We start from the raw sequence: 26,074 nt of genomic DNA on the forward strand, positions 1-26,074 counted from the left end.
GAGGCGTTCGCCCGCGAATACGAGGAGCGCCTGATCGTGACCGGGCGCATCCGCCGCCGCTAGCCGGTCCCGCCTGCCGCGGCATCTCGAGCTATTGTATGTTGAATCCGAGACGTAAGCTGTTGACCGGCAAGAATACGTAAACATCCGCCTTACCCCAAGTGCCCGGCGGAGATACCGGTCAGCAGCCCGCCGTGATTCGTAGCCGAGCGCCGAGCGGAGCCGGCGGGTGTTGTGGAAGCCCTCGATGAAGTTGAAGACTTCGCGGCTCGCCTCGGCTACCGTCGGAAATTGCCTCCGGTCGAGAAGCTCGCACTCGAGCTTCGCGGCGCACCGTCACCTGCGCGGGCGTCTTCCATCAGTCGGATCCCTTCCTCGGCACCTTGGTGTCGTGCATGGCCGCATTGTAGGCGAAGGCGGCCACGATGACCGCGTTCGTGACGAGTTCGTCAACAGGTAGGGTGTCGTAGAAATCGAGATTGGTGTGCCCGCCCGTGCCGCCCGCGCGCGCCTGCAGGAACTGGAAGGCGGGAAGACCGGCCCGGTCGAAGGGCACGTGGTCGGTACTGCCGACGCTCCGCGGCGAGATGGTGGTCATCCCGAGATCGTGAAACGGCTCCATCCAGTCGGTGAAGAGATCGCGGACGTTCTCGTTGCCCTGCAGCCAGATCCCGCGATAGAGGCCAGGTCCGTAGTCCTGGTTGAAGTAGACGGAGAAGTCGTCGTAGGCGGGCTTGGTGCCGTCCGGGCCGTCGGGGGTGCCGAAGTGGTCTTCGACGTAGGCGGACGATCCGAAGAGGCCCTGCTCCTCCCCGGACCAGAGCGCGATGCGGATCGTGCGACGCGGCCGGGCGCCGACCGCCTTGAGGATGCGCATCGCTTCGAGCATGACCGCCGATCCCGAAGTGTTGTCGCTGGCGTTGGGGCTGGCGTGCCAGGTGTCGAAGTGAGCGCCGATCATGACGACCTCGTTCGCCAGATCGCTTCCGGGGATCTCGCCGATCACGTTGCGGGCCTCGGTCGCTCCGGCGCCGTGGACATTGCGAACTTCCGCCTCGATGGTGACGGGCGTGCCGCGTTCCAGAATCCGGTACATGCGGTTGTAGTGCTCTGGCGTCACCGCGACGATCGGCACCGATGCGAGGGTGGCGTCCCGGTCCCACATGTCCACCTTCGCGCCCGGTCGCGCGAAACCGCGTACCGCCCCCGGCCAGCCGCTGTTCGATTCCAGGACGACTTCGACCCCCTCCTCGACGTAGAAGGCGAGGCGCTCGGCGGCGGCGAAGCCTTGCACAGGTCGAGTCGCGGCATCGGACGCGGACTGAGGTGGCTCGCGCGGTCGCGGCGGCGGCTCCGGCTCTTCCAGGGCGCGCATCTCTTGGTCGGTGCGGCGTGGAGTGCCCGCAGCGAACCGCCGGAGGTCGACGACGGGGGGCGGAGTGGACAGAACCGCCTTGCCACGAAGCTGTCCGCGCAGGGCTTCGAGGTCGCCGCCCGTTCGAATGTCCGCGATCACGACGTCGAGGGTGCGCTTGCCGTCGGTTCCCGGCGTGTGCGCAATCGGGTACGCGACCAGCGGCTGGTAGTCGGGTTCCAGCATGTGCACCGAGACGTACTCGTTGTCCCAGCTTGCTCCGTAATTCATAAAGGGCTCGCGGCGCGGGTTTTCGAGCCCGATCCGACGCATCTCCCCGAGAGCCCATTCCTGCGCGCGATCCATCGCGACCGAATTGGTCAGCCGCGCCCCGATGATGTCGGTCATGTACGACAGCGTGTTGGGGAGCTGGGAGCGGTTCAGCCCTTCGTCGCGGATGCGGGCGATCATGTCGTCACCCAGCGGGACTCCGTCGAACTCCCAGGCCGGGTCGATCTCGAATCCGAGGTGATCGAGGGCCGCGGCCGCGACATCGACGATGTTGGCGGGCCCTGGAGCCGGCCAGTCCGCGGTCGCCGGGCCGCTTCCCAGAATGAAGATGGTCATCTCCTCGGGCGAGTCGCCTCCGTGGCCGCCGTCGGCGCGCCGGCCGTGGTCGGTGCTCACGAGAACCAGCCAGTCTTCGTGCTCGTATCCGGGACGCTCGCGAATCGCATCGACCATCATGCCCACATGCCGGTCCGCCAGCGCGATCGCCTCCCGATATTCGCTGCCGATCGAACCGGTCCGGTGACTGGTCTCGTCGGGGTTGCCGAGATATACGAACATCGCGTCGGGGTCCGCCTCGCCGAGGTGTCGCGCCGCGCGGGCCGCGACCTCGCCGTCGGCCACGTCCCACCCCAGGTCGTAGCCGTCGAACACCTCGCGCACGTCGATCCCGACCGGAAGGGCCGGACCGGGGTCGCCCGGAAGCTCCGCCAGCGGCATCCAGTCGAGAGCGGTGAAGGTGGCCGTCTCGGGCCGGATCCCTTCGGCCCTGGCGAGGAACGAGGGAAAGGCCGCGTAGTCCCGTCCATCGAAGCTGTTGTCCGTGACGCCATGCTTGTCCGGCCATACGCCGGTCAGCATCGAGGACCACGACGGACCGCTGACGGAAGGGGTGGTGGTGAGCGCCCGGTCGGTGAACCATCCGGCTTCGGCGAGCGCGTCGAGGTTGGGGGTGGGGACCTCGGCAAGCACGTCCGGGCGGACCCCGTCGATGCCGATGAGCAGGACTTTCGGCGTGCCGCGCGATCCATCCGAGTACTGACACGTCCCCGTCGTGAGAGCCACCGCACCTACAAGAGCGATCCGGGTCAGTCCGACCCATATCGAGTCCATCGGGGCCGAAGCGATCATCGACGCTCTCTCCGCTTGCGCGGTGACCGCAGAAGGGACGGGTGTTTCGGCTGCCATGGGGAACGGGTCGCGGGGGTCCGACGGTTGCTCTCCCCAATCTGCCCACACTCAAGGACCGCCACAAGCCGCAGCAGCTCTCCCGTTCCGGCATCCCGCCCCGTCGGCACCGTCCCGAATCGATCGGCGGGCCTTCTCGGCGATCCGCTCGTCATCGGGAAAGGGCCGCCGCCACTCGAGTGCCCCGCCAGGGAATCGAACCCCGAACCTACTGATTAAGAGTCAGTTGCTCTGCCAATTGAGCTAGCGAGGCGGACAGGCGCCCAAGATAATGCCTGAACCCCCTGATCGGTCAAGGGGGTACGTCGCACCGGTCGTTGTCCGCCCGTTCGGGGCGCTCGTCCGGTCACCCCATCCAAACCATCGAACCTGTCAAATGCACGTCGCCAGACTCTTCTTCCGGCGGGCTCCGCTCCCATTTGGACGGGCGAGGCCGCACTCGCCTCGACCGGGAAGCCCGCCCGCTCGAGGCTCGTCCCGGCTCGGTCCGCGTACCGCTGTCCGAGGTTGCTCCTTCGCGGCGGTGACCGCTTTGGCCTGCACTCCGCCCGGTCCGCCCGAAGCCCTGGCGGCGCCGGACTTCGCACTGATCGGATCCGCCGTCCTCGAGCGTCTCCATCTGCAAGCCGGCGAGCGCATCCTTCTGGTCGGCGCCCCGGGACGCTGGGATCCGCTCCACGACGTCCTGACCGACGGAGCTCGGGCCGCCGGGGCCGAGGCTCTCGGTTCCTGGTCGGTGGCGGGAGCAGGGCCGCCCGAATGGTCGACCGAGTTCACGACACGGCTGACGGAGACGGAGGCCGACGGGCTCGTCGATGCGCTCTCCGTCGTCGACGTGGGCGTGATGCTGCCGGGCGCGACCCCGGCACATCCGGTCTACGCCGCCTATCAGGAGGTGCTGCGCGGCGGAATCGGCAGGGCGGTGCATTTCCACTGGCTCGGGGCGTACGACGGAAGCGGAGCGGAGCTGGAGGTGGACTCGGAAATCGACGCCCACTATCAGCGGGCTCTGCTGGAGACCGATTACGGATCCCTGGCCGAGCTACAGATGGCCTTCGAGGAGGCCGCGCGCGGAATGGCGGAGACCGACATCCGGGTGACGACGCCGATGGGCACGGACATCTCGTTCCGGATCGGCGATCGTCCCGTGACCCGCCAGGACGGCGACGCCTCCGCGGCGAGGGCTCTGCTCGCCAGAAACCTGATCGACCGCGAGATCGAGCTCCCCGCAGGCGCGATCCGGGTGGCTCCGGTCGAGGAGAGCGTGAACGGCCGCATCGCCTTTCCGGACGCGGTCTGGAGCGGTGAGTTCGTGCAGGGCCTGGTTCTCACCTTCGAGGGGGGAACGGTCGTTTCGGCAACCGCCGCCACCAATGTCGAGGCGGTCGAAGCTGAAATGGCCTCCGCGGCGCCGGCGAGCCGTTCGTTCCGAGAGCTCGCGTTGGGCTTCAACCCTCTGCTGGCTGTCACGGAAAACACGGCGGGCGCTCCATGGATACCCTACTACGGATACGGCGCGGGCGTGGTTCGTCTCTCCCTGGGAGACAACTCGGAGCTGGGGGGAGCGGTGACCGGCGGATACGTGCGCTGGAATTTCCTTACCGACGCGACGGTGACGGTCGGCGACGAAATCTGGGTCGACAACGGGAGGCTGGTACGCTGATGGCGCGTTTTCGGGGAATCGACTTCTACGACATCGGCTCCCTCCTCGGCGAGGAGGAGCGGATGGTCAGAGACACGATCCGTGACTGGGTGGAAGACCGGCTGATGCCCATCATCGGCCACGCCTACACCGAGCGGACGTTTCCGACCGAGATCATCCCCGAGCTCGGCGAACTGGGAGTGTTGGGCGCGAACCTTCCCGAAGAATACGGGTGTGCCGGTCTCGGCAACGTCGCTTACGGCCTCATCATGCAGGAGCTCGAGCGCGGGGACTCGGGGATACGCTCCTTCGCCTCGGTCCAGGGGGCGTTGGTCATGTATCCGATCCACGCCTTCGGCAGCGAAGAGCAGAAGCGCGAGTGGCTTCCTGGCATGGCGAGCGCCGAGAAGATCGGCTGCTTCGGCCTGACCGAACCCGACTACGGCTCGAACCCCGCCGGCATGGTGACCACCGCGAAGCGGACGGATTCGGGCTGGGTCCTGAACGGATCCAAGATGTGGATCACCAACGGTTCGATGGCCGACGTGGCGGTGGTGTGGGCGCAGACCGGCGAGATCGGAGACGTGCGCGGCATCCGGGGTTTCCTCGTACCCGCCGACGCTCCCGGCTTTACCGCTCGCGACCAGAAGGGCAAGCTGTCGCTGCTCGCCTCCGACACGAGCGAGCTGGCGCTCTCCGACGTGGAGCTCCCCGTCGACGCCATGCTGCCCGGAACCTCCGGAGGTCTCAAGCATCCCCTCATGTGCCTGACCCAGGCCCGTTACGGCATCGCCTGGGGAGCCGTGGGGGCCGCCATGGCCTGCTTCGACGAGGCGGTCTCCTACGCGAAGGAACGGGTCATGTTCGACACCCCCATTGCCGGAAAGCAGATACAGCAGGTGCGCATCGCCGACATGCTGACCGGAATCACGCAGGGTCAGCTGCTCGCCTACCGTCTCGGCCGGCTCAAGGACCAGGGACGCATGACGCCGCAGCAGGTCTCGCTCGCCAAGCGGGCCAACTGCTCCATGGCCACCGACGTGGCTCGGGAGGCGCGCAGGCTGCTGGGCGCGAACGGCATCCTCGTCGAGTACCACTCCATGCGTCACATGGCGAATCTGGAGTCGGTCTACACCTACGAAGGCACGCACGACGTGCACTCCCTGATCCTCGGCCAGACCGTGACCGGGCTGAGCGCGTTCTGACCGCTCCTGGACTAAACCTCCCGCAGGGCGGCGCCGCGCCGCCCTCGGTGCTCGTCGCGAGCTTCGTCCACGGTCTCCCGGGGCTGCTCGATGCCGGCGGTCGGCGGGCCCGAGCCTGCCTTGGACAACTCGCCCTCGACGGTGTATCTTTCCATTGCGAGCGTGCGCGGGGGGTCGCCGGCGGTGGCCGTATTGCACCGTCGGAGGAAAGTCCGAGCTGCGCAGGGCAGGGTGCCGGGTAACGCCCGGGCGCCGTGAGGCGACGGAAAGTGCAACAGAGAAGAGACCGCCGATGGCCGGAGGCGTAGCCTGCGGCACAGGCAAGGGTGAAACGGTGCGGTAAGAGCGCACCGGGCTGCCGGCAACGGTGAGCCGCTGGCAAACCCCACCTGCAGCAAGGCCAAGCAGGAGCGAGGGACGGCCCGTCCCGTTCGAGCTCCGGGTGGGCCGCACGAGGCCGTCGGCGACGGCGGTCCCAGATGAATGACTCTCGCCTCGCCCGCAGGCGAGGTACAGAACTCGGCTTACAGCGCGCGCTCGCCGCAGCTTCGACGCCGGGTACCGAACTTGAGCATCCGCAGGCTCCTTAGTGACCTGCGGCACAACCTAGTAAGTTACAGCTCGGCTACACCGCAGCCTGAAGCGTCACATAGCGCCCGTAGCTCAGTCGGATAGAGCGCATGCCTCCGGAGCATGAGGTCGCAGGTTCGAATCCTGCCGGGCGCATTTCTCCAAATGGAACGCAAGCCATGAGCAAGCTGCCCGCACTTCTGCTACCGGTTTTTCTTGTCGTCCCGGTTTCGGCCGCGGCGGTCCTCCAGGACTCGGAGGAAGACGAAGCCGGGCGGAGCCGGGTCGAAGACGTTCTGGGCGCCCTCGCTCTGAGGGAGATCGGACCCGCGGTCGCGGGGGGACGGATCGCCGACATCGCGGTGCATCCCGAAGATCGTTCGGTCTGGTATGTGGCCGTGGGGTCCGGCGGCGTGTGGAAGACGATTAACGCCGGTACGACCTGGACTCCGATATTCGACGACCAACCCAGCTACTCGATCGGCACGATCGCCATCGATCCCATCAACCCCGAGGTGGTCTGGGTCGGAACCGGCGAGAACGTGAGCGGACGTCACGTGGGCTGGGGTTCGGGCGTCTATCGGAGCCTGGACGGCGGAGCGAGCTGGCGCAACATGGGGCTCGAACGCAGCGAGCACATCGGCAGGATCCTGATTCATCCCGAGGACGGTCGGACCATTCTGGTGGCTGCGGAGGGACCGCTCTGGTCGGCGGGGGGCGACCGGGGAGTCTTCAAGTCCGTCGACGGCGGCGAGAGCTGGCGAAGGGTGCTTCGCGTCGACACCCACACGGGCGTCACGGATCTGGAGTTCGCACCCGACGACCCGGGCACGGTCTACGCCGCCACCTACCAGCGGCGCAGGCACGTGTGGGGCTTCCTGGGCGGCGGACCGGGCTCCGGCATCCACAAGTCCGTCGACGGCGGCGACAACTGGCGGGAAGTCACCACTGGCCTGCCCTCGGGCGACATGGGCAAGATCGGGCTCGCCACCACGCCGGCCGATCCCGCGCTCGTCTATGCGACCATCGAGGCCGATCCGAGCGAGCGCGGCTTCTACCGCTCGACCGACCGCGGCGAGAGCTGGGAACGACGCAACTCCTACATATCCGGCGGCACGGGTCCCCACTACTATCAGGAAATCGAGGCCTCGCCGCACGATCCCGATCTCGTGATCCAGATGGACGTCTTCTTCCAGATCACGCGGGACGGCGGGGCTAGTTTCGACCCCTTGGGCACCGGTCGCGAGAAGCACTCCGACAACCACGCGCTCTGGATCGATCCCGACGACCCCGAGCACATGCTGGCAGGTACCGACGCCGGGCTCTACGAGACCTTCGACCACGGGGACTCGTGGCGGCACTTCCCCAACATGCCCATTTCTCAGTTCTACAAGCTCGCGCTCTCCTCGCACGAGCCCTTCTACGCGATTCTGGGCGGCGCTCAGGACTTGGGAACGCTCTGGGGTCCCTCGCGCACGCTCAACGTCGAAGGCGTGCGCAACTCGGACTGGTACTTCCCGATGGGCGCGGACGGCTACGGCGTCCAGTTCGATCCGCTCGATCCCGACCTCTTCTACCTCATGACCCAGCAAGGCAACCTCTACCGGGTTCACCGCCGGGACGAGGAGGCGATCTCCATTCGGCCCCAGCCGGCGCCCGACGATCCGCCCGAACGCTGGAACTGGGACTCCCCGATTCTGGTGAGCCCGCACTCGCCGTCCAGAATCTACTTCGCCTCGCAGCGGCTTTGGCGAAGCGAAGACCGCGGGGACTCCTGGCGCGCCGTCAGCGGCGACCTCACCACCGGGACCAACCGCTACGAGCTGCCCTTCATGGGCCGGGTGTGGGAGCTGGACGCGCTCCACGACAACGGAGCCATGTCGAAGTACGCGACCGTCACAGCGATCTCGGAGAGCCCCCTCGCGGAAGGGGTCGTCTACGCGGGCACCGACGACGGTCTGATCCGGATGACCCCGGACGGCGGCACGAGCTGGCGGACGGCGTCTCCGCTTCCCGGAGTGCCCGAGCGTTCCTTCGTGAACGATGTCGAGGCCGCGCAGTCGGACACCGCGGTCGTCTTCGCCGTCGCCGACGCCCACAAGGTGGGGGACTACTCGCCTTACGTCTTCCGGAGCGACGACCGGGGCGAAAGCTGGGAGTCGATCGCCGGCGACCTGCCGCCGGACATGGTCGCCTGGGCCATCGAACAGGATCACGAAACGCCCGAACTTCTCTTCCTGGCCGCCGAGTGGGGGCTCTTCTTCTCGCCGAACGCCGGCGAGAACTGGCACCGGCTCAGGGGCGCACCCACCATCGCCTTCCGCGACCTCGAACTTCAGCGGCGCGACGGCGACCTCGTGGGCGCGACCTTCGGACGGGGCTTCTACGCGCTCGACGACTACTCGCCCCTCCGTGAGATCGCGCGGGGCGCGCTGGAAAACGAGGAAGGCGGCGTGTGGCCGGTGCGCGACGCGTGGTGGTACGTGCCCAACGTGCCGAACCAGGCGCAGGGACGCCCCACCCTGGGGAGCGCCGCCTACGTCGCGCCCAACCCGGAATTCGGCGCCACCTTCACTTACCACATGCCCGAACGGCCCGCTTCGGCGGCGGACGAACGCCGCGCACGAGAACGCGCCCTGCGTGACGACGGGCGCGACATCCCGTTCCCGGGCTACGACGCCCTGACCCTTGAAAGGATGGAAGGTGAGACGCTCGCCCTTCTCCGGGTCTCCGACGCCCGCGGCGTGCCGGTGAGGCTGATCGAAGGCTCCGTCCGGGCCGGACTGCACCGAGCGAGCTGGGACCTGCGCCATCCCGCTCCCAATCCGGTGAGCTTCGACACCCCCGACTTCACCCCGCCCTGGGTCACCGAGCCGGTAGGTCCGCTGGTGGCGCCGGGCGATTACTCGGTCCAGCTCCTTCGGGTGAGCGACGCCGGAGTGGAAGAGCTGGGCTCGCCGCGGAGCTTCACGCTCAAGCCGACTCCGGGGGCTCCGGGAACCGACTTCGTGGCCGTCGCCGAGTTTCAGCGCGAGACCGCCGGGCTCCAACGCCAGGTACAGGCGGCCGGGGCCGAGCTCGATCGGCAACGCGACCGTCTCAGATACATGCGGGCGGCGTTGCAGCGGACCCCGGGCGCCGACCTGACCCTCTACCAGCGCATCGACGCTCTGGATTCCGGTTTCGAAATACTCTCCAGACGACTGCGCGGCGATCCTGTTCGGGGCTCGCTCGACGAGTCGCGCGTGCCCGGCATTTCGGGTCGGGTGGGCAGCGTGGCCGGCGGTCACTGGAACACCCGGCAGCGCCCGACCGCGACCATGCGTTCCAACCTGGAGATCGCTCGCGGCGACTTTCAGGAGTTCGCCGTCGAACTGGCGGATTTGATTTCCGGCCCGCTCGCCGAGCTGGAAGAGGCTCTGGCCGCGGCCGGAGCCCCGTGGACTCCCGGCGGACCGATAGGCGGGATAGGCGATTGACTCGTCTACCGCCGTTTCGCCCCGCCGACGCACTATCTCCCCAACGCCCAACCGCATGACTCGCATCAAGCTCTCTCTCGTTCCCGTCGCGGCCGGTCTTCTGCTTGTGCCGGCCGCGCTTCCCGCAAACGCGCAGGAGCCCGCCGACCCCCGGGATCTCGGCGGCGGACGTTGCGCCGCCAACGTCTACAACTGCGCCGATACGCCCAATCCGCTCCCCGAGGCCACCACGGTGTGGATCGAGGAGATGACCTGGATGGATGTGCGCGACGCTCTGGCTGCAGGGAAACGGACCGCCCTCGTACCGACGGGAGGCGTCGAACCCAACGGTCCGTGGCTCGCGACCGGCAAGCACAACTACGTGCTGCGGGCCAACTGCGACGCCATCGCTCGCGAACTCGGCGACGCTCTGTGCGCACCGGTCCTGCCTTTCGTGCCCGAGGGCGGGATCGAACCGAGGAGCGGCCACATGACCAGCCCCGGCACGATCAGCGCCACGCAGGCGACCTACGAGGCCGTTCTCACCGACATCGCCCGTTCGCTCAGGGCTCACGGCTTCGAGAACATCATCTACTTCGGCGACTCGGGCGGCAACCAGACCGGGCAGCGGAACGTCGCCGAGAGGTTGACGGAGGAGTGGGGAGGCTCGCCGGTGGTGGCTCACGTCGGGGCTTACTACGACTACGCGAGCGTCCGCCGCCACCTGGAGGAAGAGCACGGCTTCCGGGCCGGCGAGGGAGACGGACTCCACGATGATCCCATCATCGCGCTCAACATGTTCGCGGACGACCCGAACTCGGTGCGCTGGGCGGAGCGGGTCGAGGCGGGTCTGGCCTCGATCGACGGCTTCTCGCTCGCCGACCGGGTGAGAAGCCTCGAGCACGCCCGCAGGATCGTGGCCTTCAGGGCGACGACCACGGCATCGGCCATCCGTGAAGCCGTCGCGCACGGCGGTACCGTTCCGCCGCCGGCTCCGGCAGCGAGCGACCCCGGCGCGGGAGGTGGCCGGACCCGTACGGGGCCACCGCCGCAGCGGCCCGACCCCGACCCGCGCGACATGGGAGGCGGGCGCTGCGCCGCGAACATCTACAACTGTTCGGACACGCCCAATCCCCTGCCGCCCGTCTCCACGCCGTGGATCGCCGAGATGACCTGGATGGACGTGCGCGACGCTCTGGCGGAAGGCAGAACCACGGCGATCATCCCGACCGGAGGCGTCGAGCCGAACGGCCCCTGGCTGGTGACGGGAAAGCACAACTACGTGCTCAGGACCAACTGCGCCAAGATCGCAGCCGCGCTGGGGAACGCCCTCTGCGCCCCCATCGTGAAATGGGTCCCGGAGGGCGGCCACGATCCGCAGACCGGACACATGCGCAGCCCCGGCACCATCTCGCTCACTCAGGATACCTACGACGCGCTGCTCACCGACATAGCGCGCTCGTTGAAGGCACACGGCTTCACCGACATCGTCCTCATCGGCGATTCGGGCGGCAATCAGGCCGGCCAGGAGCGAGTCGCGACCGCCCTCAGCTCCGAGTGGGGCGGATCGGCCCGGGCTTACCACATTCCGGAGTACTACCGCGCCCCCGACGCCCGGAACTTGCTCGTCGAACGAGGAATGGCGCCTTCGCCCGACGACAGCGACGGGCTCCACGACAATCCCACGATCACCCTCAACATGATGGTCGCGTCTCTGGCTTCCGTGCGCTGGCACGAACGCATGGCGGTGAGGCAGGCGAGCATCGACGGATTTTCGCTCGAGGATCTCAGGCAGTCGCTGACGCTTGGAAACGAGATAGCGCAGCTCCGAGCCCTACGAGCGGCGAGGGTGATCAGAGAACGCATCGAGGCCGACGACCGTCAGGCCGGCAAGACAGGTGGAAGACGATGAGCCCGAGAAGACCCGCCGCCCCGCGCACGCTCGGCGGAAGACCCGACATTGAAGCTGTCGCGAATGAGTGCGGCGAGCGGCTCCCGTCGAGCGAGGAGCCGATCCTGCGCAGCGTGATTCGCTACTTCGAACGCACCGGCACCGACATCGACGTGGCCCGTTCGGCCCGCGGGCACACCGTGGACCTGCTGCTCAGGCGTATCCGCGCCGAGTCCTTGAGGGCGTTTGCGAAACCGGGCGAGGGTCCCAGACCCAGCGAAGGGCAGAAGCGGAGCTACCAGCGTCGCCTGACCTATCTGTCCACGAAGGTCAAGAAGGTCTTCCTTTCGGAACAGGTCGAGACCAACGAGGTCCTTCTCGCCGCCGGTCTCGAACGGAACCGGCTGGGCAAGCTCGCCGAGATGCGTCCGACTCCCGGACTCTTCAGCCGGCTCCACAAGGACGCTCGCGCGGGGGCCGGGGACGGTCGTCGCAAGCGCGGCACGACAGCCAAGAAGGTCTCGCTCGACACCACCTTCGACGATCTCGCCACCTTGGTGAGCGTCGACGCCGACGGGCTCTGGGATCGGCTCGTTCCCTGGCTGCAGGAGCACAATTTCGAGGTGATCGATCTGGAGGCGGACGCCGACGCTGAGAGGGATAGCCGGGAAATCTGAAGCGGACGCGGTCGGGCTCCCGACCGCTCAGCTCACCGGTCGTTCCCGCAGGCGAGGCCTGAGCACGGTCCCGAGGGCGTAGCGGGCGAGGGTTTCGTTCAGCTCGTCGAGCCGCTCGCCCAGCAGCTCTTCCACGCGTGCCCGGTGCGCACCCCAGCGGACCCGCAGGTCGGTGAGCACGTCCCGCGAACCCCGGCTCACCCCGGCGTCGGCCGATTCGGCGTTGCCGTGCAACCACACATATTGGAATTTCAGGCGGGAAGGGAAGTTGATGACGGTCTGGCCGTCCACCACCCGGGCCTGATAGAGCGAGTCGGCCGCAGCTCCGAGATCCGCGGCGAGCGAATCCGCCAGCGGTTCGGCCTGGTCCGCGCCGGGCCTCCCGTCGATGAGTTCGACGACCTTCTCTATCTGGGCGCGCACGTCGTTCACGTCGGTGGCCGCGAAGTGCACCTGGGTCAGCTCGGCCGCCACCTCGGCCACGAATGCGTCCTGTTCGCGGTACTCGGCAATGGTCGCGTCGGAACGGGGATCGGCGAGTACCTCCAAGCGCTGCTCGTCGCTCCAATCGCCCAAACGGGCCCGTGCCAGATAGGTTCCCGGAACCACGCGCCTGCCGGCGAGCGAGCCGAAGACGTAGGCCTCCGGAATGTTGGGGATGCGCTCGTGGCGAAGGTCCCAGCTGTAGCGGTTGTGGCCGGATTTGAAGGGCAGGGGAGAGGCCTCCGGCGAGAGCTCGGGATCGGGGTGCGACGACAGGGTCCGCACCAGCTCGCCCGACTCGGTGAGGAATTCGAGAGTGAGGGTGTCGGTCTCCGCCACCCCGTCGGGGAGCACCACGTCGATGATCGCTCCCGTCGGCGGATTGCGGCCTACGTTTCCGCTGCCGCCGAAGCCGCCTCCTCCGCCCGCGATGCGGTAGGCGTGCCGGGGAGCGAGCAAGGCGATTTCGTCGAAGTCCTCCCCTCGGATTTCGTGGTCGGGGAGCTGCTGTACGGGTGACAGGTCGTCGAGTATCCAGAAGCCGCGTCCGCTCGTGGATGCGACGAGGTCGTTCTCTCGTATCTGGATCGCGAGATCGGTTATCGGCGTCACCGGCATGTCGAGCTGGAAGGGCTGCCAGCGCCGCCCTGCGTCCCAGGAGACGTAGAGGCCGAGTTCGGTGCCCAGGTAGAGAAGACCGGGTCGGATCGGGTCCTCCCTGACGACCCGAACCCAAGCTTCCTCGGCGACGCCTTCGGTCCGCTCGTTCCAGCTCTCACCGTAGTCGTCGGTGACGAAGACGCGCGGCGCGAAGTCGTTGAACTTGTATCGGGTGAAGGCGACGTAGGCGACGGCAGGATCGTGCGGTGACGGCTCGATGGCGTTCACCAGCCCCTCCTCCATCCCGTCCGGCGTCACGTTCGTCCAGCTCGCACCGTTGTCGCGGGTGATGTGGACCAGACCGTCGTCGCTGCCGGTCCAGATGAGACCGGCCTCGAGCGCGGACTCGGCGACGTAGCTGATGGTGCCGTAGATCTCGCCGCCGGCCCCTTCGTTGGTGATGGGCGCGCCGCCGTAGCCCTGCCTGGCGTCGTCGTCGCGGGTCAGGTCCGGGCTGACCTCCTCCCAGGTCATGCCTCGATCCCGGGTCCGCACGAGGTGATTGGCCGCGTGATAAATGGTGGAGGGGTCGTGGGGCGAAGCCGCGATAGGGGCGTTCCAGTTGTAGCGGTAGCGCATTTCCCGCCCTTGAAGGGCCGCCGGCAGCACGGGGTAGACGCCGATGTCGCGGGAACCGCCGGTTCGATGGTCGTATTCGCTGATGATGCCCATGTAGCAGCCGGCGTAGACCAGACGAGGATCGACGGGGTCGAACGCTGTGAAGGCGCTCTCGCAACCTCCCACGGCATACCAGTCCTTCCAGGTGATGCCGCCTCGGCCCCGGCTTGCGATGGCGACGGTGGAGTTGTCCTGTTGCCCTCCGTAGACGTGGTAGGGGAAGCGGTGGTCGACGGCCACCCGGTAGAACTGCGCGGTCGGCTGGTTCCGCTGGGTGGACCACGAGGCGCCGGTGTTGAAGGTGACGTTGGCGCCGCCGTCGTTGGCGTTGATCATGTTCGCGTTGTCGACGGGATTGATCCAGAGATCGTGCTGATCCCCGTGCGGAACCGAAACGTTGGCGAAGCTGCGTCCGCCGTCGATCGAACGCATGAAGGGCGCGTTCATGACGTAGACCGTCTCGCGGTCCACCGGATCGGCATAGACCTCGATGTAGTACCAGGCCCGGGCGCGAGCCGACCAGTTGTCGCTCACGCGGCTCCAGGTCTCGCCGGCGTCGTCGGAGCGGTAGAGGCCGCCGTCGGGATCGGCCTCGACGAGAGCGAAGACGCGGTCGGGATCGGCTCGCGACACGTCGATGGCGGTCTTGCCCAACGGTCTGGGCAGAGCCTCGTCGATCCGGTTCCAGGTGTCGCCGGCGTCGGTCGACTTCCAGAGACCGCTCCCCGGCCCCCCGCTTCGCACCTGCCAGGGGTAGCGCCGGTGATCCCAGAACGCCGCGTAGAGGATCCTGGGGTTGGTCATGTCCATGCTGAGGTCGGAGGCGCCGGCCTCGTCGCTCACGAAGAGGACGAGTTCCCAGGTGCCGCCGCCGTCGGTCGAGCGATAGACGCCGCGCTCGGGGTTGGCGCCGTAGGCCGCTCCCTGCGCCGCGACGTAGACGAGATCCGGGTCGTGGGGGTGGACGCGGATGCGCGAGATGTGCCGGGTGGCCTCGAGGCCGAGATGGGTCCACGTGCGTCCGGCGTCGGTCGAGCGGTAGAGGCCGTCGCCGTGAGAGGTCATGACGCCGCGGACGGCGTGCTCGCCCATACCTGCGTAGACGACGTTCGGATCGGACTCGGCAACCGCGAGCGCCCCGACCGAGGACGTGCCCAACTGACCGTCGGTGACGTTCGTCCAAGTGATGCCGGCGTCGCCGGTCTTCCAGATTCCTCCGCCGACCGTGCCCATGTAGTAGGTGGTCGGGTCGGACGGCACTCCGGTCACCGCCACCGAACGCCCGCCGCGGAAGGGTCCGATCTCTCGCCAGCTCATCGACTGGTAGAGCGCGGGGCTTACAGCGTGTTCGACCTCCTGGGCGGCGAGTGCGGCTTGCGGGGGTAGGGCTAGCGGGTTCGAAGGCGCGAGCGGTTCGCTTGCGGCCAGGGCCGGCACGGCGAGGGCGATGAGGAGGGTTCCGGTGCGCATGGCTGATGGTGTCGAGTGTGACTGTGGGTGGGACGGACGGGCCTGAAGCCCGGATCGGTGGCCGGCAGCCCGCTGACGACCTTCTGCAAGCGCCGAGCGCGATGTGGGGGCTGGGCGCGGCGCTGGCGGAACGGTCACGCGGGGCGTTCGAGCCGCCCCAGCACGCCCTCGGCGGCGACTGCGGCGGCCAAGAGCTCCACGTCGCGTTTCCGACGTCCGACGAGCTGAAGTCCGACCGGCATGCCGGCGTCGTCGAGCCCGCAGGGCAGGGTGATGGCGGGCAGGCCGAGCATGCTCGCCGGGCAGGTGGGCCGGAGAGCTGTCGAATTGACCGCCACATAGCGACCGAGGTCGGCCTCCACCTCGGCCAAGGTGGGCGGAGTCAGCATGGCGGTCGGCAACGCGATCAGGTCGACCTCCGTGAAGAGGGTGTCGGCCCGGCTTTGGAGTCGTCCGAGGCGGTGCAAGGTGGCGGTGTGGCGCTCCGAACCGAGAACGGGTGTGTCGCCGAATCGGGAGGCGACAAGCGGGTTCAGGCGGTCGCGTCGACCTGGTAGTCGCGTGTCGAGGAAGTGAACGAGCTCGGCGCCGGGGATCCCGCCGGTAAGGTAGAGGTCGGCGGCGTCGTCGAGGAGACCGCCGTCGGTCGCCCGCACGCCCCAGCCGGAGTGCGCGAGGCGGTCGACGGCACGGCGCAGCCCGCGGGCGATGTCGCCCTGGGTCTCCCGCCAGATACCGCACTCTGGCACCCCGACCCGTCGCCTTCTCGGGGCGTGGGCCAGACAGCGCATGAGGAAGCCGGAGCCGTCCCCCCATTCGGGATCGACGGAACCGAAGAAGTAGGCCTGATCGAGAACCGAACGCGTTAGACCGCCCGCGACGTCCAAGGTGGGCGAGAGGGGCACGATGCCTTCGGTGCTCCACCTTCCGGTCGAGGTGCGCATCCCGACCGCGCCGGTCATGCCGGCCGGGATCCTGATCGAGCCACCGGTATCCGATCCGAGAGCGACGAGCGCCGAGCCCTCGGCGAGGCTGACTCCCGCCCCCGACGAAGAGCCTCCGGGAACGCGCCGGCACGCGCGATCCCAAGGGTTGACCGGCGTATCGGTCTCGGGATTCACGCCGACCGCTCCGTAGGCGAACTCGACCGTGTGCGTCTTGCCCACAAACACGGCCCCCTGGTTGCGCAGACGAGCGACGAGCCAGGCGTCCCTGCTCCACGGTCCGTCCGGGAGGGGTTCGGAGCTTCCGGCCGCGATCGGCCAGCCCTCCACACCGTAGAGGTCCTTGACCGATACCGGGATGCCGCACATGGAGCCTGGATCGGCGCTCCCCGAGCGTCCGGCTGCCAGCAGTCGATCAGCGGCGGCGGCCGCCGCCAAGGCTGCGGCGGCGTCGAAATAGGCGTAGGCGCGGCGCTCGGGGCCGGTGAGTTCGTGCCTGCGCACGGCCTCGGTAGCGAGATCGAGCGCGCAACATGCTCCCGAGCGCAGCCCGGAGGCTATCTGCAACAGCGGCCACTCGAGGGGGTGCCCGTCTTCGGTCACGGCCGCCTCCTGTTGGGAATGAAGCGACCCTGCAAACCCAGGACTCTTGCTCCGTTGGACATCCCTCCTCCTCCGGTGGTTCCGGAACCGCGAAATGCGAAGGTCCCGTTCTTGGGACCGTGTTATCTTACCGTTCGATAACCTACCGCCTGCGTCCAGACCATGGCAGTATCGGCAAAAGACAAAATGGGGCTCCTCCTGCTCACGGCCACGACTGTCACCGTGGCTGTGCACGCAAAGCCCTGGCAGAGCGCCGCCGCTCCGGACGGCCTCGCCGTTCTGGCCAATACGGTCGTCGAGCGGACCGGAGTCTCGACCGTCGTCTTCAGGGACTTCAACGTGCTGCCCATGGACCGGGAGACCGTCCTGTACCGGCACGTCGTCGTGGTCGAAGACGGAGAGATCGTCGAGGTAGGCAGGCTAGGGGGCGTGCGCGTGCCGCCCGACGCGCAGGTCGTCGAAGGCCACGGCAGACGTTTCCTCATGCCCGGCCTGACCGACGCCCACGTCCATATCGACGACCGCGCGCACGAGTGGCTTCCGCAACTGTTGGCCCACGGAATCACCACCGTCTTCTCGGTCACCGATGCGCTGCCGAGCCGCGACGACGGGCGGGGGTTGCCCTCGCCCAACGTCTACCGTACCGGCCACGTCACCTTCGCCGGCAAGGAAGAGGAGGGCTCCGAGTCCTCCGGGTTGGCGGGGCTCTGCACCCACGGTCTGACTCCAGCCATGCTCGGGATTCACCTTCCGGAGGATCTCAGGTCGGTCGCCGTCGACTGGTCCCGTTCCGGCATCTGGCTCACTTCTCGCCTGGTCGCGTTCGACGCCGTGGCCCGGCAATGGGGCTCGCCCGAAGAGTTCGCCGCCGAGCTGCGTCGCCGGCCGTCGCGAGATCTCACGAGCGAGATGCGACGAGCCTGGACCGTCGACAATCCCTACACCGCCCTCGACCCGGCCCTGCGTTCCCGCGCGGCGGAGCTCAGCGACTTCAAGCACAGGCTGATCCGGGAGCTGAAGACGGCGGCCTCGCCGGTGCTCGCGGGCACCGACACGCCCATGCCGCTCGTCGCGCCCGGCGCATCCCTCCTCGATGAGTTGAGAGCCTTGGAGGACGCCGGGTTCTCGCGTTACGAGGCGCTGGCTGCGGCCACGACGGCTCCGGCCCGGTTCATCCGCACCTTCATCGATCCGTCCGCGAGCTTCGGCGTGATCCGGCCTGGAGGCCGCGCCGATCTCGTCATGCTCGAAGGTGACCCCTTGGAGGAGCTCGCCGTGCTCTCGCGCCCGCTCGGTCTTCTGGTGCGCGGGGAGTGGATACCCGGCGAATCGTTGGAGGCGTGGAGCGCGGCTCCCCGCAGGAACGCTCTCGACAGGAATCCGGTGGGGGGCTGAACGCGCCGGATCGTCGGAGCTTCTTTAGGGTAGCAGCGACATTCACTCGGACGATGAGCGAGGAACACCGATGAACACGGCAACCGAACAGACAGCGCCGGCGACGATTGAAGTGAAGATGAAGACGCTGGAGCTTGCCGGAGCGCTAAGCATCTGGATGCTTCTTGCCTCGATAGCTCTCCAGGCGGTATGGGTGCATAGTGTAGTGGGCCTTACGCAGTTGGCAATTGCGACTGGCGCTCTAGCCGTATTTCCCGCAGGAGCGGGTGTTCTCATGTGGTGCCATCTCAGGCGACGGAAGGCGAAGCGCACCATCGTGACCTCTGAAAAAACAATCCCCGAAACGTTTGAAGTGAAGACGTTGGCGGTGAAGTTCTTCGCCGTGTACGTAATCAGTTTGGGTTTTGCCTTGGTAACCTATGTGGCCGGATTGGTCTACTATGGTGTAGATTCCGTGTGGTTGGCAATAGCGGCAGGTGTTTGCGTTCTAGCCGTACTCGCCACAGGGGGTGTTCTCTTTCGGAAGCATGTTGGGTAGCGGACGGCAAAACGCACTGGAGTTGCCCCGCTAAGACGGACATGTTTCCTTTGGGTGCAACCAAGGAAGTGAGACATGGCGGGAAGAAGGCGAGGGCGGTATCCGCCCGAGTAAAGGGAGCGTATCGTCGAGCTGGTGAGGGCCGGGCGTAGTCGGGGGCTCTGGCCCGGGAGTTCGAGGGGCGTCCGCACTCGGATCCCCGCGGCCCTCCTGGCCGACGGAGAGCGTGCGTGCCGCAAGCGGGTGGCTCGGCTGATGAGGGAGCTGGGCATCGTGGGCCTGACGCGCCGGCGCTTCAAGACGGGTACGACGAAGAGGGACGCCAAAAACCAACCGTCCGTGAAAGCGGGGCAGGTCCACTCGTAAGAACCGGGTGCCGGAAGATCGAGTCGAGAGCCCGAATCGCATACCGTGAGTTGGTGACCTTCAGGACAAGGTCCTTCATCTCTTCGTAAGGAAGAACTCGCACCAGCCGCTCCAGTCGTCGTCGCGCGATACGGATCGCAGCTGCCGGTCACGCAGAGTGGCGCGGTCCTCTTCTTCCAGCTCGTCAACAGGCGCTACGGCCACGCCTCGACCGTGCCGACCTCGAACAAGGGCTTCGAGGAATGGGGCAGGATCCTCGGCGACGAGGTCATGGCCGCCGCCCTGTTGGACCGGCTGCTCCATCGGTGCCACATCGTCAACATCCGGGGCAACAGCTACCGGATGCGCCGTCACGCGGAGCTCTCGGCGAGATGCGCTTGGTCTCTTTCCACGATTCGGCTTCCGCTTCGGTAGCGGACGGGCGACGCCGTACAGGGCTCGCTAGCCCGGCCGCATCTCCCGAGCAAGGACGGACCGATCGACCTTGCCGCCCGCATTGAGCGGCAGACTGGCGCGGAGGTGCCAGAGTCGTGGACGGTGCGACGGCGCTAGGCGGGTCCGCGTCCACTCGTCGAGCTCCGCCAAGTCGAATTCGCCCTCGACCGGCACGACGCACGCGCACACCTTGTCGCCCCAAAGCTCGTCGGGCAGACCGATCACGCACGCCTCCGCGACCGCCGGATGCTCGGCCAGAACGTTTTCCACGTCGCCGGCCTCGATGGTGGCTCCTCCGGAAATGATGCGGTCGCTTCGTCTGCCGGTGATCCAGAGGTCGCCGTCTTCATCCAACCGACCTAGGTCGCCGGTCCGAAACCAGCCACCGGCGTCGGTCCGAGCGGCGAGGACGTCACCCTTCACCAGTATCTCGCCACCGGGGGAGATGGCGATCTCGACGCCGGCGATCGGCCTGCCCACGGCGCCCGGCTTCCTCCGTACCTCCTCCGGGGTCGCGGTCGCCGCCTGGGAGGTGGTCTCGGTCATTCCGTAGGTGAGGGCGATCGGCCATCCCCGTTCGATGCACCGATCGACGAGAGCCCCAGGGGTGCGCGCGCCGCCCACGAGCACTAGACGGAGCGCGGACGGCGGGTCGCCGCCGGACAGATCGAGCAGGCGAGAGAGCTGGGTCGGCACCAGCGAGAGATGCGTGACCGGCCCCGGATCTCCGTCGAGCGCCCGCCCTATCTCCGACACGGAAGGCGCCGCGCTCGAACCGGTCACCGCCAGCCGACAGCCCAGCAACCAGGCTCTGGCGACCACCATCAGCCCACCCACGTGCGCGGGGGAGAGGGAGGCGAGCCAAGTGTCCGAGGAGGTGAGGCCGAGTCTCTCGGAGCCGGCCTTCACGCTCGCCGTCACGTTTCTCCGGCTCAGGGACAGATAGCGGGGGATGCCCGAGGTGCCGGAGGTTCGGACCATCGCGACCGGAGGGCCGCCCGGCCACCGAGACGGTCCGGGGTCCTGCCCGGAATTTTCGGGCACGGCACCGAGGTGCGTTCGCGCCGCTTCCATCTCCCGGGCCGGAAGCAGCGGGTTGATCGGGGCGGGAACGGCTTCAAGCCGCCAGCAAGCGAGCAGATCCAGCACGCCTTCGACGTTCGCGGTGGAGAGCAAAGGGCAGAGGGAGCCGCGGCGCAGCCCGTTTCGGCGCAGCTCCTCCATTCGGGAGCCGACGCGGCCCTCGAGCTCCCTGCCGCCGAGCTCGCCCTCGCGGGTAACCAGCGTGAACGAACTTCCACCCCTGAGCAAGCGCCCTCCGATGCTAGCCTGCCGCCAAACCGAACGCCAGCAGCGCTCCGTAGACCGCGAGCGCGCCTGCGGTGGCGCCGAGTGCGGGTACGAGTGCGACGGGCTGTCGGGCCCGAAGAACGAGCTTGAGCGGGCGAACGGCGAACGCCATCGCAAAGAGCGCGCCGAGGCTCGCCGCCGGCCATCCGAAGCAGCTCCAGCCGACCACCGGAACCGCGACCGCCACGGACAGGCAGGCGACGTATTCCGCCCGAGCGGCGGCCGCTCCCCAGATAACGGCGAGCGTGCGCTTGCCCACTGCCCGGTCGGTGTGGCGATCGCGCAGGTTGTTGGTCACCAGAATGGCGGTCGAGAGCGCACCGACGCCGGCTCCCGCCAGAAACGCGTCGGTCCCAGGCCAACCCGACGGGTCCTGGAGATAGACTGTCCCGCCCACCGCGACCAGTCCGAAGAAGAGGAAGGCGAAGATGTCTCCCAGACCGTTGTAGCCCAAGGGGTAGGGCCCTCCGGTGTAGGCCACCGCGCAGACGAGCGACAGCGCCAGCACGACCGCCATCGGCCAGCCGCCGATGCTTGTCAGCCAGACACCGACGCAGGCGGCGCAGGCGAGTGCCACCAGCATGCCGTTCCGAACCGCTGCGGGCGTCAGGATGCCGGCCTGCGTCACCCGGGTCGGACCGACTCGGTCTTCGGTATCGGCTCCCTTGACGAAGTCATAGTAGTCATTCGCCAGGTTGGTCGCGATCTGGATCGTTCCGGTGAGCGCGAGCGCACCGAGCGTGGGAGCTGGAGCGAAGAACCCGTGGTGCTCCGCAAGTCCGCCGCCTACGGCGACCGGCGCGACCGCGGCCCAGAGCGTCCTGGGGCGGGCCGCCATCGTCCAGGCGCGGAGCCGCGAGATTCCGCTCACCAGGGCAACCAAGGGTAGTCCCGGAACTGGGGCTTGCGCTTCTCGACGTAGGCGCGCTTGCCTTCCTGGCCTTGCTCGGTCATGTAGAAGAGGAGGGTCGCGTTGCCCGCGAGCTCCTGAAGTCCGGCCTGTCCGTCCAGGTCGGCGTTGAAGGCGCTCTTTAGAAGCCGGATCGCCAGCGGACTCTTGTCGAGTATCTCCTGGGCCCAGCGCCAGCCTTCGTCGTCCAGCTCGTCCAGGGGGACGACCGTGTTGACGAGCCCCATCTCCAAAGCCTCTTCCGCCGAGTACTGCCGGCAGAGATACCAGATTTCGCGGGCCTTCTTCTGGCCGACGCTCCGTGCCAGGAAGGACGAGCCGAAGCCTCCGTCGAACGAGCCCACGATGGGGCCGGTCTGGCCGAAGACGGCGTTGTCCGCCGCGATGGTGAGGTCGCACACCACGTGAAGGACGTGGCCGCCGCCGATGGCGTAGCCCGCCACCAGCGCGATCACCGGCTTGGGCATCGAGCGCATGTAGCGCTGGAGTTCGAGGACGTTGAGACGCGGCACGCCGTCGGAGCCGACGTAGCCGGCCTCGCCGCGCACCTTCTGATCGCCCCCTGCCGAGAAGGCCCACTTGCCGTCCTTGGCCGGCCCGTTGCCGGTGAAGAGCACGACGCCGATCCCGATATCCTCGCCGGCATCCACGAAGGCCGCCTGCAGCTCCGCCAGCGTCCGGGGTCGGAAGGCGTTGCGCACCTCCGGACGGTTGAAGGCGATGCGGGCGACGCCGTCCGCCTTGTGGTAGGTGATGTCCTGGTACTCGGCGACCTGTCGCCAGACCGGCTTCTCCATGTCGTCCCGCTCCTCTTCTTAGAAGGCTAAGTTGTCTTCGGCGGCCGGAGACGGCAGGCCGCCAGCGCGGCGGTGACTCTTTGCGAGACCGCTTTCGCAGAATCTCCTCGCAACCGGTGATCCCGGCTCCTATCGAGCTTCACCCTGACGATGGTCGTCTTCCCCGCCTCGAGTGCTTCGGCTGCGGCCCGGCCGACCTCGGCGATTTCGACGGTTGTGGTCGCGGCCCCGTGCGTCGCCCCCGCATCGGAAAGATCGCTCCCGTGAGGAGTGGCGAAGAAACGCGTGAACTCGGGCTCGCGGTCGGCTATGGGCAGCGCGTGAAATATCCCGCATCCGTCGTTGTCGGCAAGTACGAAGATCACCGGGATACCGTCTCCGCTCCACAGTAGACCGTTCCGGTCGTGCAGGAACGCCACGTCTCCGATCAGGCAGAGGGTCGGTCCGACCGTCGCGGCGCTCACCCCGAAGGCGGTCGAGACCACTCCATCGATACCGCTGGCGCCCCGATTTCCGTAGACCGCAAGCGGCTCCGAACGCGCACCGCCGAACGCGTCGAGATCGCGCACCGGCATGGAACTCGACACGACCAGGCTCGATCCCGTGGGCATTGCATCGACGAGCTGGGCTGCGATGTAGCCCTCGTGAGGCTCGGACCGGTTCTCTGCGAGCGCCGAACGCGCGGCGGTCTCCGCAGTGAACCAGGCTTCCCGCCAGGAGGGGTCCGTCCTCGCGCGGTTCTTCGGTTCGCCACCGCTTACGGCCAGTTCGGCGAGCACGCCCGCCGGGTCCGCCACGAGGTAGTGGCTCGCGCTGGCGAGGTGGTCCTTCCAGCTCGCTCCCCCGTCGATCACGACCTGATGGACGTCCCGGTGGCGATCGATCCAGTCCAGAAGCGCCGAGGATGTGGGGGAGGGCCCGACACGGATGACGATCTCCGGCTCGAGCGACGCCGCAACTTGGGGATCGCGGAGGAAGAGATCGTAGGCGGCGACGGCTTGGGCGGCATCTCCGCCGTAACGTCCGCCGGAGAGAGGATCCGCCAGAAGCGGGTAGCCGCTCGACCGGGCGAAGGCGCGCAGACGAGGTCCCAGGCGTTTGGGATCGGAAGCGGGACCGGCGATGATCACGCCTCGGGCTCGAGCCTCGACCATTTCCCGAAGCTCGGTCAGCGTTTCGGACGAGAGGGCGCGGCGCCCGCGCTCGACCCGCAGCGGCGGCGGACCGGACAATACGGTCTCCACACCCCGCCTCGGGTCGGCTTCCTCCGCAGGTTCGAGCGGCTTGTCGAAGGGGAAGTTCACGTGCACCGGTCCTGCGGGCGCACCCTTCGCCTCCGCGACCGCCCGATGCGCCAGCGCCCGGAGGTGACGGAGCGCAGCCGGATCGGACCCGGGAGGAGCCGCCTCCCAGGAAGCGAGCGGATAGCGGCCGAAAGGACGGATCTGGTCGATCGCCTGGTTCGCGTCGGAGTCCCGCAGGTGGTGCGGCCGGTCCGCCGTCAGCGCGATGAGGGGAACCTCCGCTTTCGCGGCCTCGACGATGGCCGGATAGAGGTTGGCGACCGCCGTGCCCGATGTGGTCAGAACCGCAGCCGGGGTCCGACTCGCCTTCCCCACTCCGAGGGCGAAGAAGCCGCACGAGCGCTCGTCCAGATGGACCCGGCAACGGATGCGTTCCTCCCGGGCGAAGGCCATTACCAGCGGGGTCGAGCGGGAGCCCGGAGCCAGCGCCAGTTCCCGGAGTCCGGCATCCGCGAGCGCGGTCACGAAGCTTCTTGCCCACAGGGTTGTCGCGGCCCGCCCGCCGTCGGCGCTCAAAATCCGGCCTCCGACGCCGTCGAAGGCAGATCGAGTCCGCCTGCGGCAAGTGCCCGGAGCATGGGAGTGAACTTCAGGCTCGTCTCCCGCCACTCGGAGTCGGCGTCGGAACCCGCGACTATCCCGGCCCCCGCGAAGAGCCGCCACCCGCCGGAGTTAGTCACTCCGGTGCGCAACGCGGGCACGAAGGAGCCGTTCCCGGCCGTGTCGAACCAGCCCACCGGACCCGCATACCATCCGCGATAAAAAGGCTCTTCAGCCTCCAGCGCGGCTTCCGCCGCCTGTCGGGGGACCCCGCAGACGGCCGGCGTGGGGTGGAGAGAGCCCAGGAGGTCGAGCACGCCTGTGCCCCTGGGCACCCGCGCCCGTATGCGCGTTTCGAGGTGTTGCAGGTTGGCGAGACGAAGCACGTGCGGCTCCGGGTCGAAGTCCACCTCGCGGCAGAGGCTCCGCAGCCGGGCGACCATGTCTCGCACGACCATTCGCTGCTCACCCCTGTCCTTGGCGCTGGCGAGAAGCGTCCGGCCCAGCGACGCGTCCTCGTCAGCCGTCCTCCCGCGCCCGACGGAGCCGGCGACCGCAGTCGCATGGAATGATTCGCGGCGGACCGCGGCGACCGTTTCCGGCGCCGCTCCCACCAGCGCGACACCCGCTTTCGGTTCGATGAGGAAGATGTGGCTCTCGTCTCCCACGTGCCAGAGCCGGTCGACGACATCGACCGGATCCACGACCCGCTCGCCTCGGACATCGAGGGTGCGGGCCAGCACCACCTTGCGCACCTGGCCGGAGCGCACCCGCCGGAGAACGCTCTCGACTCCGCTCCTCCATGCGGGAAACCGGGTCCCGCAGAGCCGGGCGGGCGCCGGGTCCGCCCCGGAGCCCGCGCGTTCCAGACCGAACGGCCCGACCAGGCGGTCCGAGTAAGCCTTCGCCGCCTCGAACATGCGATCCGTGACAGCCCGGGTCACCTTTCCCTCGGTCAGCTCGTTGACCTTCAGGAGAGCTCCCGCGCCATCCCCCTCCAGCTCGTAGCGCGGCAGGTGGAAGAGGGCGTCGGGGAAGCCGTCCCAACATTCCCTTCCGTCGCCGGAGCCCGCGACCTCGCCCGCCGCTCTGAAGGTGAAGCCGCCGTAGAAGCGAGCGGGCACGGGTTTGGGGCCGTTCGACCCCGAGCCGGCCAGATGGAGTTCGCGAACGGGAACCAGACGCTCGGCCATCGCCTTCGCCTTCCGGAAACGGTCGTCTTCGCCGCCTTCGATCTTCAGGACCGCGGCGATACCTGCACACGCCACCCACTCGTTTCCCCGGGCCGCGAATCCGCGAGCTTCTCCCGCCGCCGCGCGCATGAATGGACCCGGACGCGCTCCGGATACAGGTGCCGCGACCGTGACCAGCCGACGCTCGTCCATCCG

The 26,074-nt window shown here is 68.0% G+C and carries 18 protein-coding genes, 2 tRNA genes and 1 other RNA gene; 11 read left to right on the top strand and 10 right to left on the bottom strand.

Going from position 1 to position 26,074, the window contains the following annotated elements:
- Positions 1–358: 358 nt before the first annotated feature.
- Positions 359–2,773 carry a M20/M25/M40 family metallo-hydrolase gene (locus J4G12_04770; GenBank protein ID MCE2455119.1) on the bottom strand — a complete coding sequence of 805 codons (2,415 nt, stop codon included), beginning with the start codon at positions 2,771–2,773 and terminating at the stop codon, positions 359–361.
- 237 nt (positions 2,774–3,010) lie between these two features.
- Positions 3,011–3,083 (bottom strand) — tRNA-Lys (locus J4G12_04775).
- Positions 3,084–3,362: 279 nt separating this feature from the next.
- Between J4G12_04775 and J4G12_04780 the strand changes: the two genes are divergently transcribed.
- Together J4G12_04780 and J4G12_04785 are read left to right on the top strand one after the other, a co-directional pair.
- A complete protein-coding gene (locus J4G12_04780) occupies positions 3,363–4,493 on the top strand; it encodes an aminopeptidase (GenBank protein ID MCE2455120.1) in 1,131 nt (376 codons plus the stop codon).
- Positions 4,493–5,677, top strand: coding sequence for an acyl-CoA dehydrogenase family protein (locus J4G12_04785; GenBank protein MCE2455121.1), 1,185 nt, complete (start codon positions 4,493–4,495; stop codon positions 5,675–5,677). Before J4G12_04780 ends, J4G12_04785 begins: the two co-directional genes overlap by 1 nt.
- Positions 5,678–5,688: 11 nt before the next feature.
- On the opposite strand, the gene J4G12_04790 is transcribed toward J4G12_04785, so the two are convergent.
- Entirely contained in the window at positions 5,689–5,832 is a 144-nt protein-coding gene (locus tag J4G12_04790) for a hypothetical protein (GenBank protein MCE2455122.1), read from the bottom strand.
- 3 nt (positions 5,833–5,835) lie between these two features.
- On the opposite strand from J4G12_04790, the gene rnpB reads away from it, so the two are divergent.
- From rnpB to J4G12_04815, 5 genes are all read left to right on the top strand, one after another.
- Positions 5,836–6,220: RNase P RNA component class A (rnpB, locus tag J4G12_04795), an RNA gene on the top strand.
- 109 nt (positions 6,221–6,329) lie between these two features.
- Positions 6,330–6,403: transfer RNA gene (locus tag J4G12_04800), tRNA-Arg, on the top strand.
- Positions 6,404–6,426: 23 nt separating this feature from the next.
- A complete protein-coding gene (locus J4G12_04805; protein ID MCE2455123.1) occupies positions 6,427–9,726 on the top strand; it encodes a glycosyl hydrolase in 3,300 nt (1,099 codons plus the stop codon).
- Positions 9,727–9,781: 55 nt separating this feature from the next.
- Complete coding sequence (locus J4G12_04810; GenBank protein ID MCE2455124.1) at positions 9,782–11,617, top strand: creatininase family protein; 1,836 nt, start codon at positions 9,782–9,784, stop codon at positions 11,615–11,617.
- Positions 11,614–12,273, top strand: coding sequence for a hypothetical protein (locus tag J4G12_04815; GenBank protein ID MCE2455125.1), 660 nt, complete (start codon positions 11,614–11,616; stop codon positions 12,271–12,273). Before J4G12_04810 ends, J4G12_04815 begins: the two co-directional genes overlap by 4 nt.
- 27 nt (positions 12,274–12,300) lie before the next feature.
- On the opposite strand, the gene J4G12_04820 is transcribed toward J4G12_04815, so the two are convergent.
- Both J4G12_04820 and J4G12_04825 read right to left on the bottom strand, forming a co-directional pair.
- The gene (locus J4G12_04820; protein MCE2455126.1) at positions 12,301–15,504 is read right to left on the bottom strand and encodes a glycosyl hydrolase; all 3,204 of its coding nucleotides are present in this window, start codon (positions 15,502–15,504) and stop codon (positions 12,301–12,303) included.
- Positions 15,505–15,638: 134 nt separating this feature from the next.
- Complete coding sequence (locus tag J4G12_04825) at positions 15,639–17,051, bottom strand: amidase (protein ID MCE2455127.1); 1,413 nt, start codon at positions 17,049–17,051, stop codon at positions 15,639–15,641.
- Between the two features lie 222 nt (positions 17,052–17,273).
- Here J4G12_04825 and J4G12_04830 point away from each other — a divergent pair, with 222 nt between their 5' ends.
- The 4 genes from J4G12_04830 (at position 17,274) to J4G12_04845 (ending at position 19,764) form a co-directional block, all read left to right on the top strand.
- Positions 17,274–18,446 carry an amidohydrolase family protein gene (locus J4G12_04830; GenBank protein ID MCE2455128.1) on the top strand — a complete coding sequence of 391 codons (1,173 nt, stop codon included), beginning with the start codon at positions 17,274–17,276 and terminating at the stop codon, positions 18,444–18,446.
- 70 nt (positions 18,447–18,516) lie between these two features.
- Positions 18,517–18,984 (top strand): hypothetical protein, encoded by a 468-nt coding sequence (locus J4G12_04835; GenBank protein ID MCE2455129.1) that lies wholly within the window; start codon positions 18,517–18,519, stop codon positions 18,982–18,984.
- Between the two features lie 135 nt (positions 18,985–19,119).
- Positions 19,120–19,350, top strand: coding sequence for a transposase (locus J4G12_04840; protein ID MCE2455130.1), 231 nt, complete (start codon positions 19,120–19,122; stop codon positions 19,348–19,350).
- Positions 19,351–19,491: 141 nt separating this feature from the next.
- Positions 19,492–19,764: an ATP-binding protein gene (locus J4G12_04845; protein MCE2455131.1), complete on the top strand. Its 273-nt coding sequence runs from the start codon at positions 19,492–19,494 to the stop codon at positions 19,762–19,764.
- A 27-nt stretch (positions 19,765–19,791) separates the two neighbouring features.
- Here J4G12_04845 and J4G12_04850 read toward each other — a convergent pair whose 3' ends face one another.
- The 5 genes from J4G12_04850 to J4G12_04870 are packed head-to-tail and all read right to left on the bottom strand — an operon-like array spanning position 19,792 to position 26,071.
- The gene (locus J4G12_04850; protein MCE2455132.1) at positions 19,792–21,096 is read right to left on the bottom strand and encodes an AMP-binding protein; all 1,305 of its coding nucleotides are present in this window, start codon (positions 21,094–21,096) and stop codon (positions 19,792–19,794) included.
- Between the two features lie 13 nt (positions 21,097–21,109).
- Positions 21,110–21,973: a 1,4-dihydroxy-2-naphthoate polyprenyltransferase gene (locus J4G12_04855; protein ID MCE2455133.1), complete on the bottom strand. Its 864-nt coding sequence runs from the start codon at positions 21,971–21,973 to the stop codon at positions 21,110–21,112.
- A gap of 29 nt (positions 21,974–22,002) precedes the next feature.
- Entirely contained in the window at positions 22,003–22,842 is an 840-nt protein-coding gene (gene menB / locus J4G12_04860; protein ID MCE2455134.1) for a 1,4-dihydroxy-2-naphthoyl-CoA synthase, read from the bottom strand.
- A gap of 26 nt (positions 22,843–22,868) precedes the next feature.
- Positions 22,869–24,662 carry a 2-succinyl-5-enolpyruvyl-6-hydroxy-3-cyclohexene-1-carboxylic-acid synthase gene (gene menD, locus J4G12_04865; protein ID MCE2455135.1) on the bottom strand — a complete coding sequence of 598 codons (1,794 nt, stop codon included), beginning with the start codon at positions 24,660–24,662 and terminating at the stop codon, positions 22,869–22,871.
- Positions 24,659–26,071, bottom strand: a complete 1,413-nt coding sequence (locus J4G12_04870) for an isochorismate synthase (protein ID MCE2455136.1) — start codon at positions 26,069–26,071, stop codon at positions 24,659–24,661. The genes menD and J4G12_04870 overlap by 4 nt, the downstream gene beginning before the upstream one ends.
- Positions 26,072–26,074: the final 3 nt, after the last annotated feature.

Source organism: Gemmatimonadota bacterium, assembly GCA_021295815.1.
Lineage (GTDB): Bacteria > Gemmatimonadota > Gemmatimonadetes > Longimicrobiales > Gaopeijiaceae > JAGWBQ01.

Coding starts and splice junctions, on each gene's coding strand:
- J4G12_04770 (MCE2455119.1), bottom strand. CDS start 2,773: ATGATCGCTTCGGCCCCGATGGACTCGATATGGGTCGGACTGACCCGG.
- J4G12_04785 (MCE2455121.1), top strand. CDS start 4,493: ATGGCGCGTTTTCGGGGAATCGACTTCTACGACATCGGCTCCCTCCTC.
- J4G12_04790 (MCE2455122.1), bottom strand. CDS start 5,832: ATGGAAAGATACACCGTCGAGGGCGAGTTGTCCAAGGCAGGCTCGGGC.
- J4G12_04805 (MCE2455123.1), top strand. CDS start 6,427: ATGAGCAAGCTGCCCGCACTTCTGCTACCGGTTTTTCTTGTCGTCCCG.
- J4G12_04810 (MCE2455124.1), top strand. CDS start 9,782: ATGACTCGCATCAAGCTCTCTCTCGTTCCCGTCGCGGCCGGTCTTCTG.
- J4G12_04815 (MCE2455125.1), top strand. CDS start 11,614: ATGAGCCCGAGAAGACCCGCCGCCCCGCGCACGCTCGGCGGAAGACCC.
- J4G12_04820 (MCE2455126.1), bottom strand. CDS start 15,504: ATGCGCACCGGAACCCTCCTCATCGCCCTCGCCGTGCCGGCCCTGGCC.
- J4G12_04835 (MCE2455129.1), top strand. CDS start 18,517: ATGAACACGGCAACCGAACAGACAGCGCCGGCGACGATTGAAGTGAAG.
- J4G12_04855 (MCE2455133.1), bottom strand. CDS start 21,973: ATGGCGGCCCGCCCCAGGACGCTCTGGGCCGCGGTCGCGCCGGTCGCC.
- menB (MCE2455134.1), bottom strand. CDS start 22,842: ATGGAGAAGCCGGTCTGGCGACAGGTCGCCGAGTACCAGGACATCACC.
- J4G12_04870 (MCE2455136.1), bottom strand. CDS start 26,071: ATGGACGAGCGTCGGCTGGTCACGGTCGCGGCACCTGTATCCGGAGCG.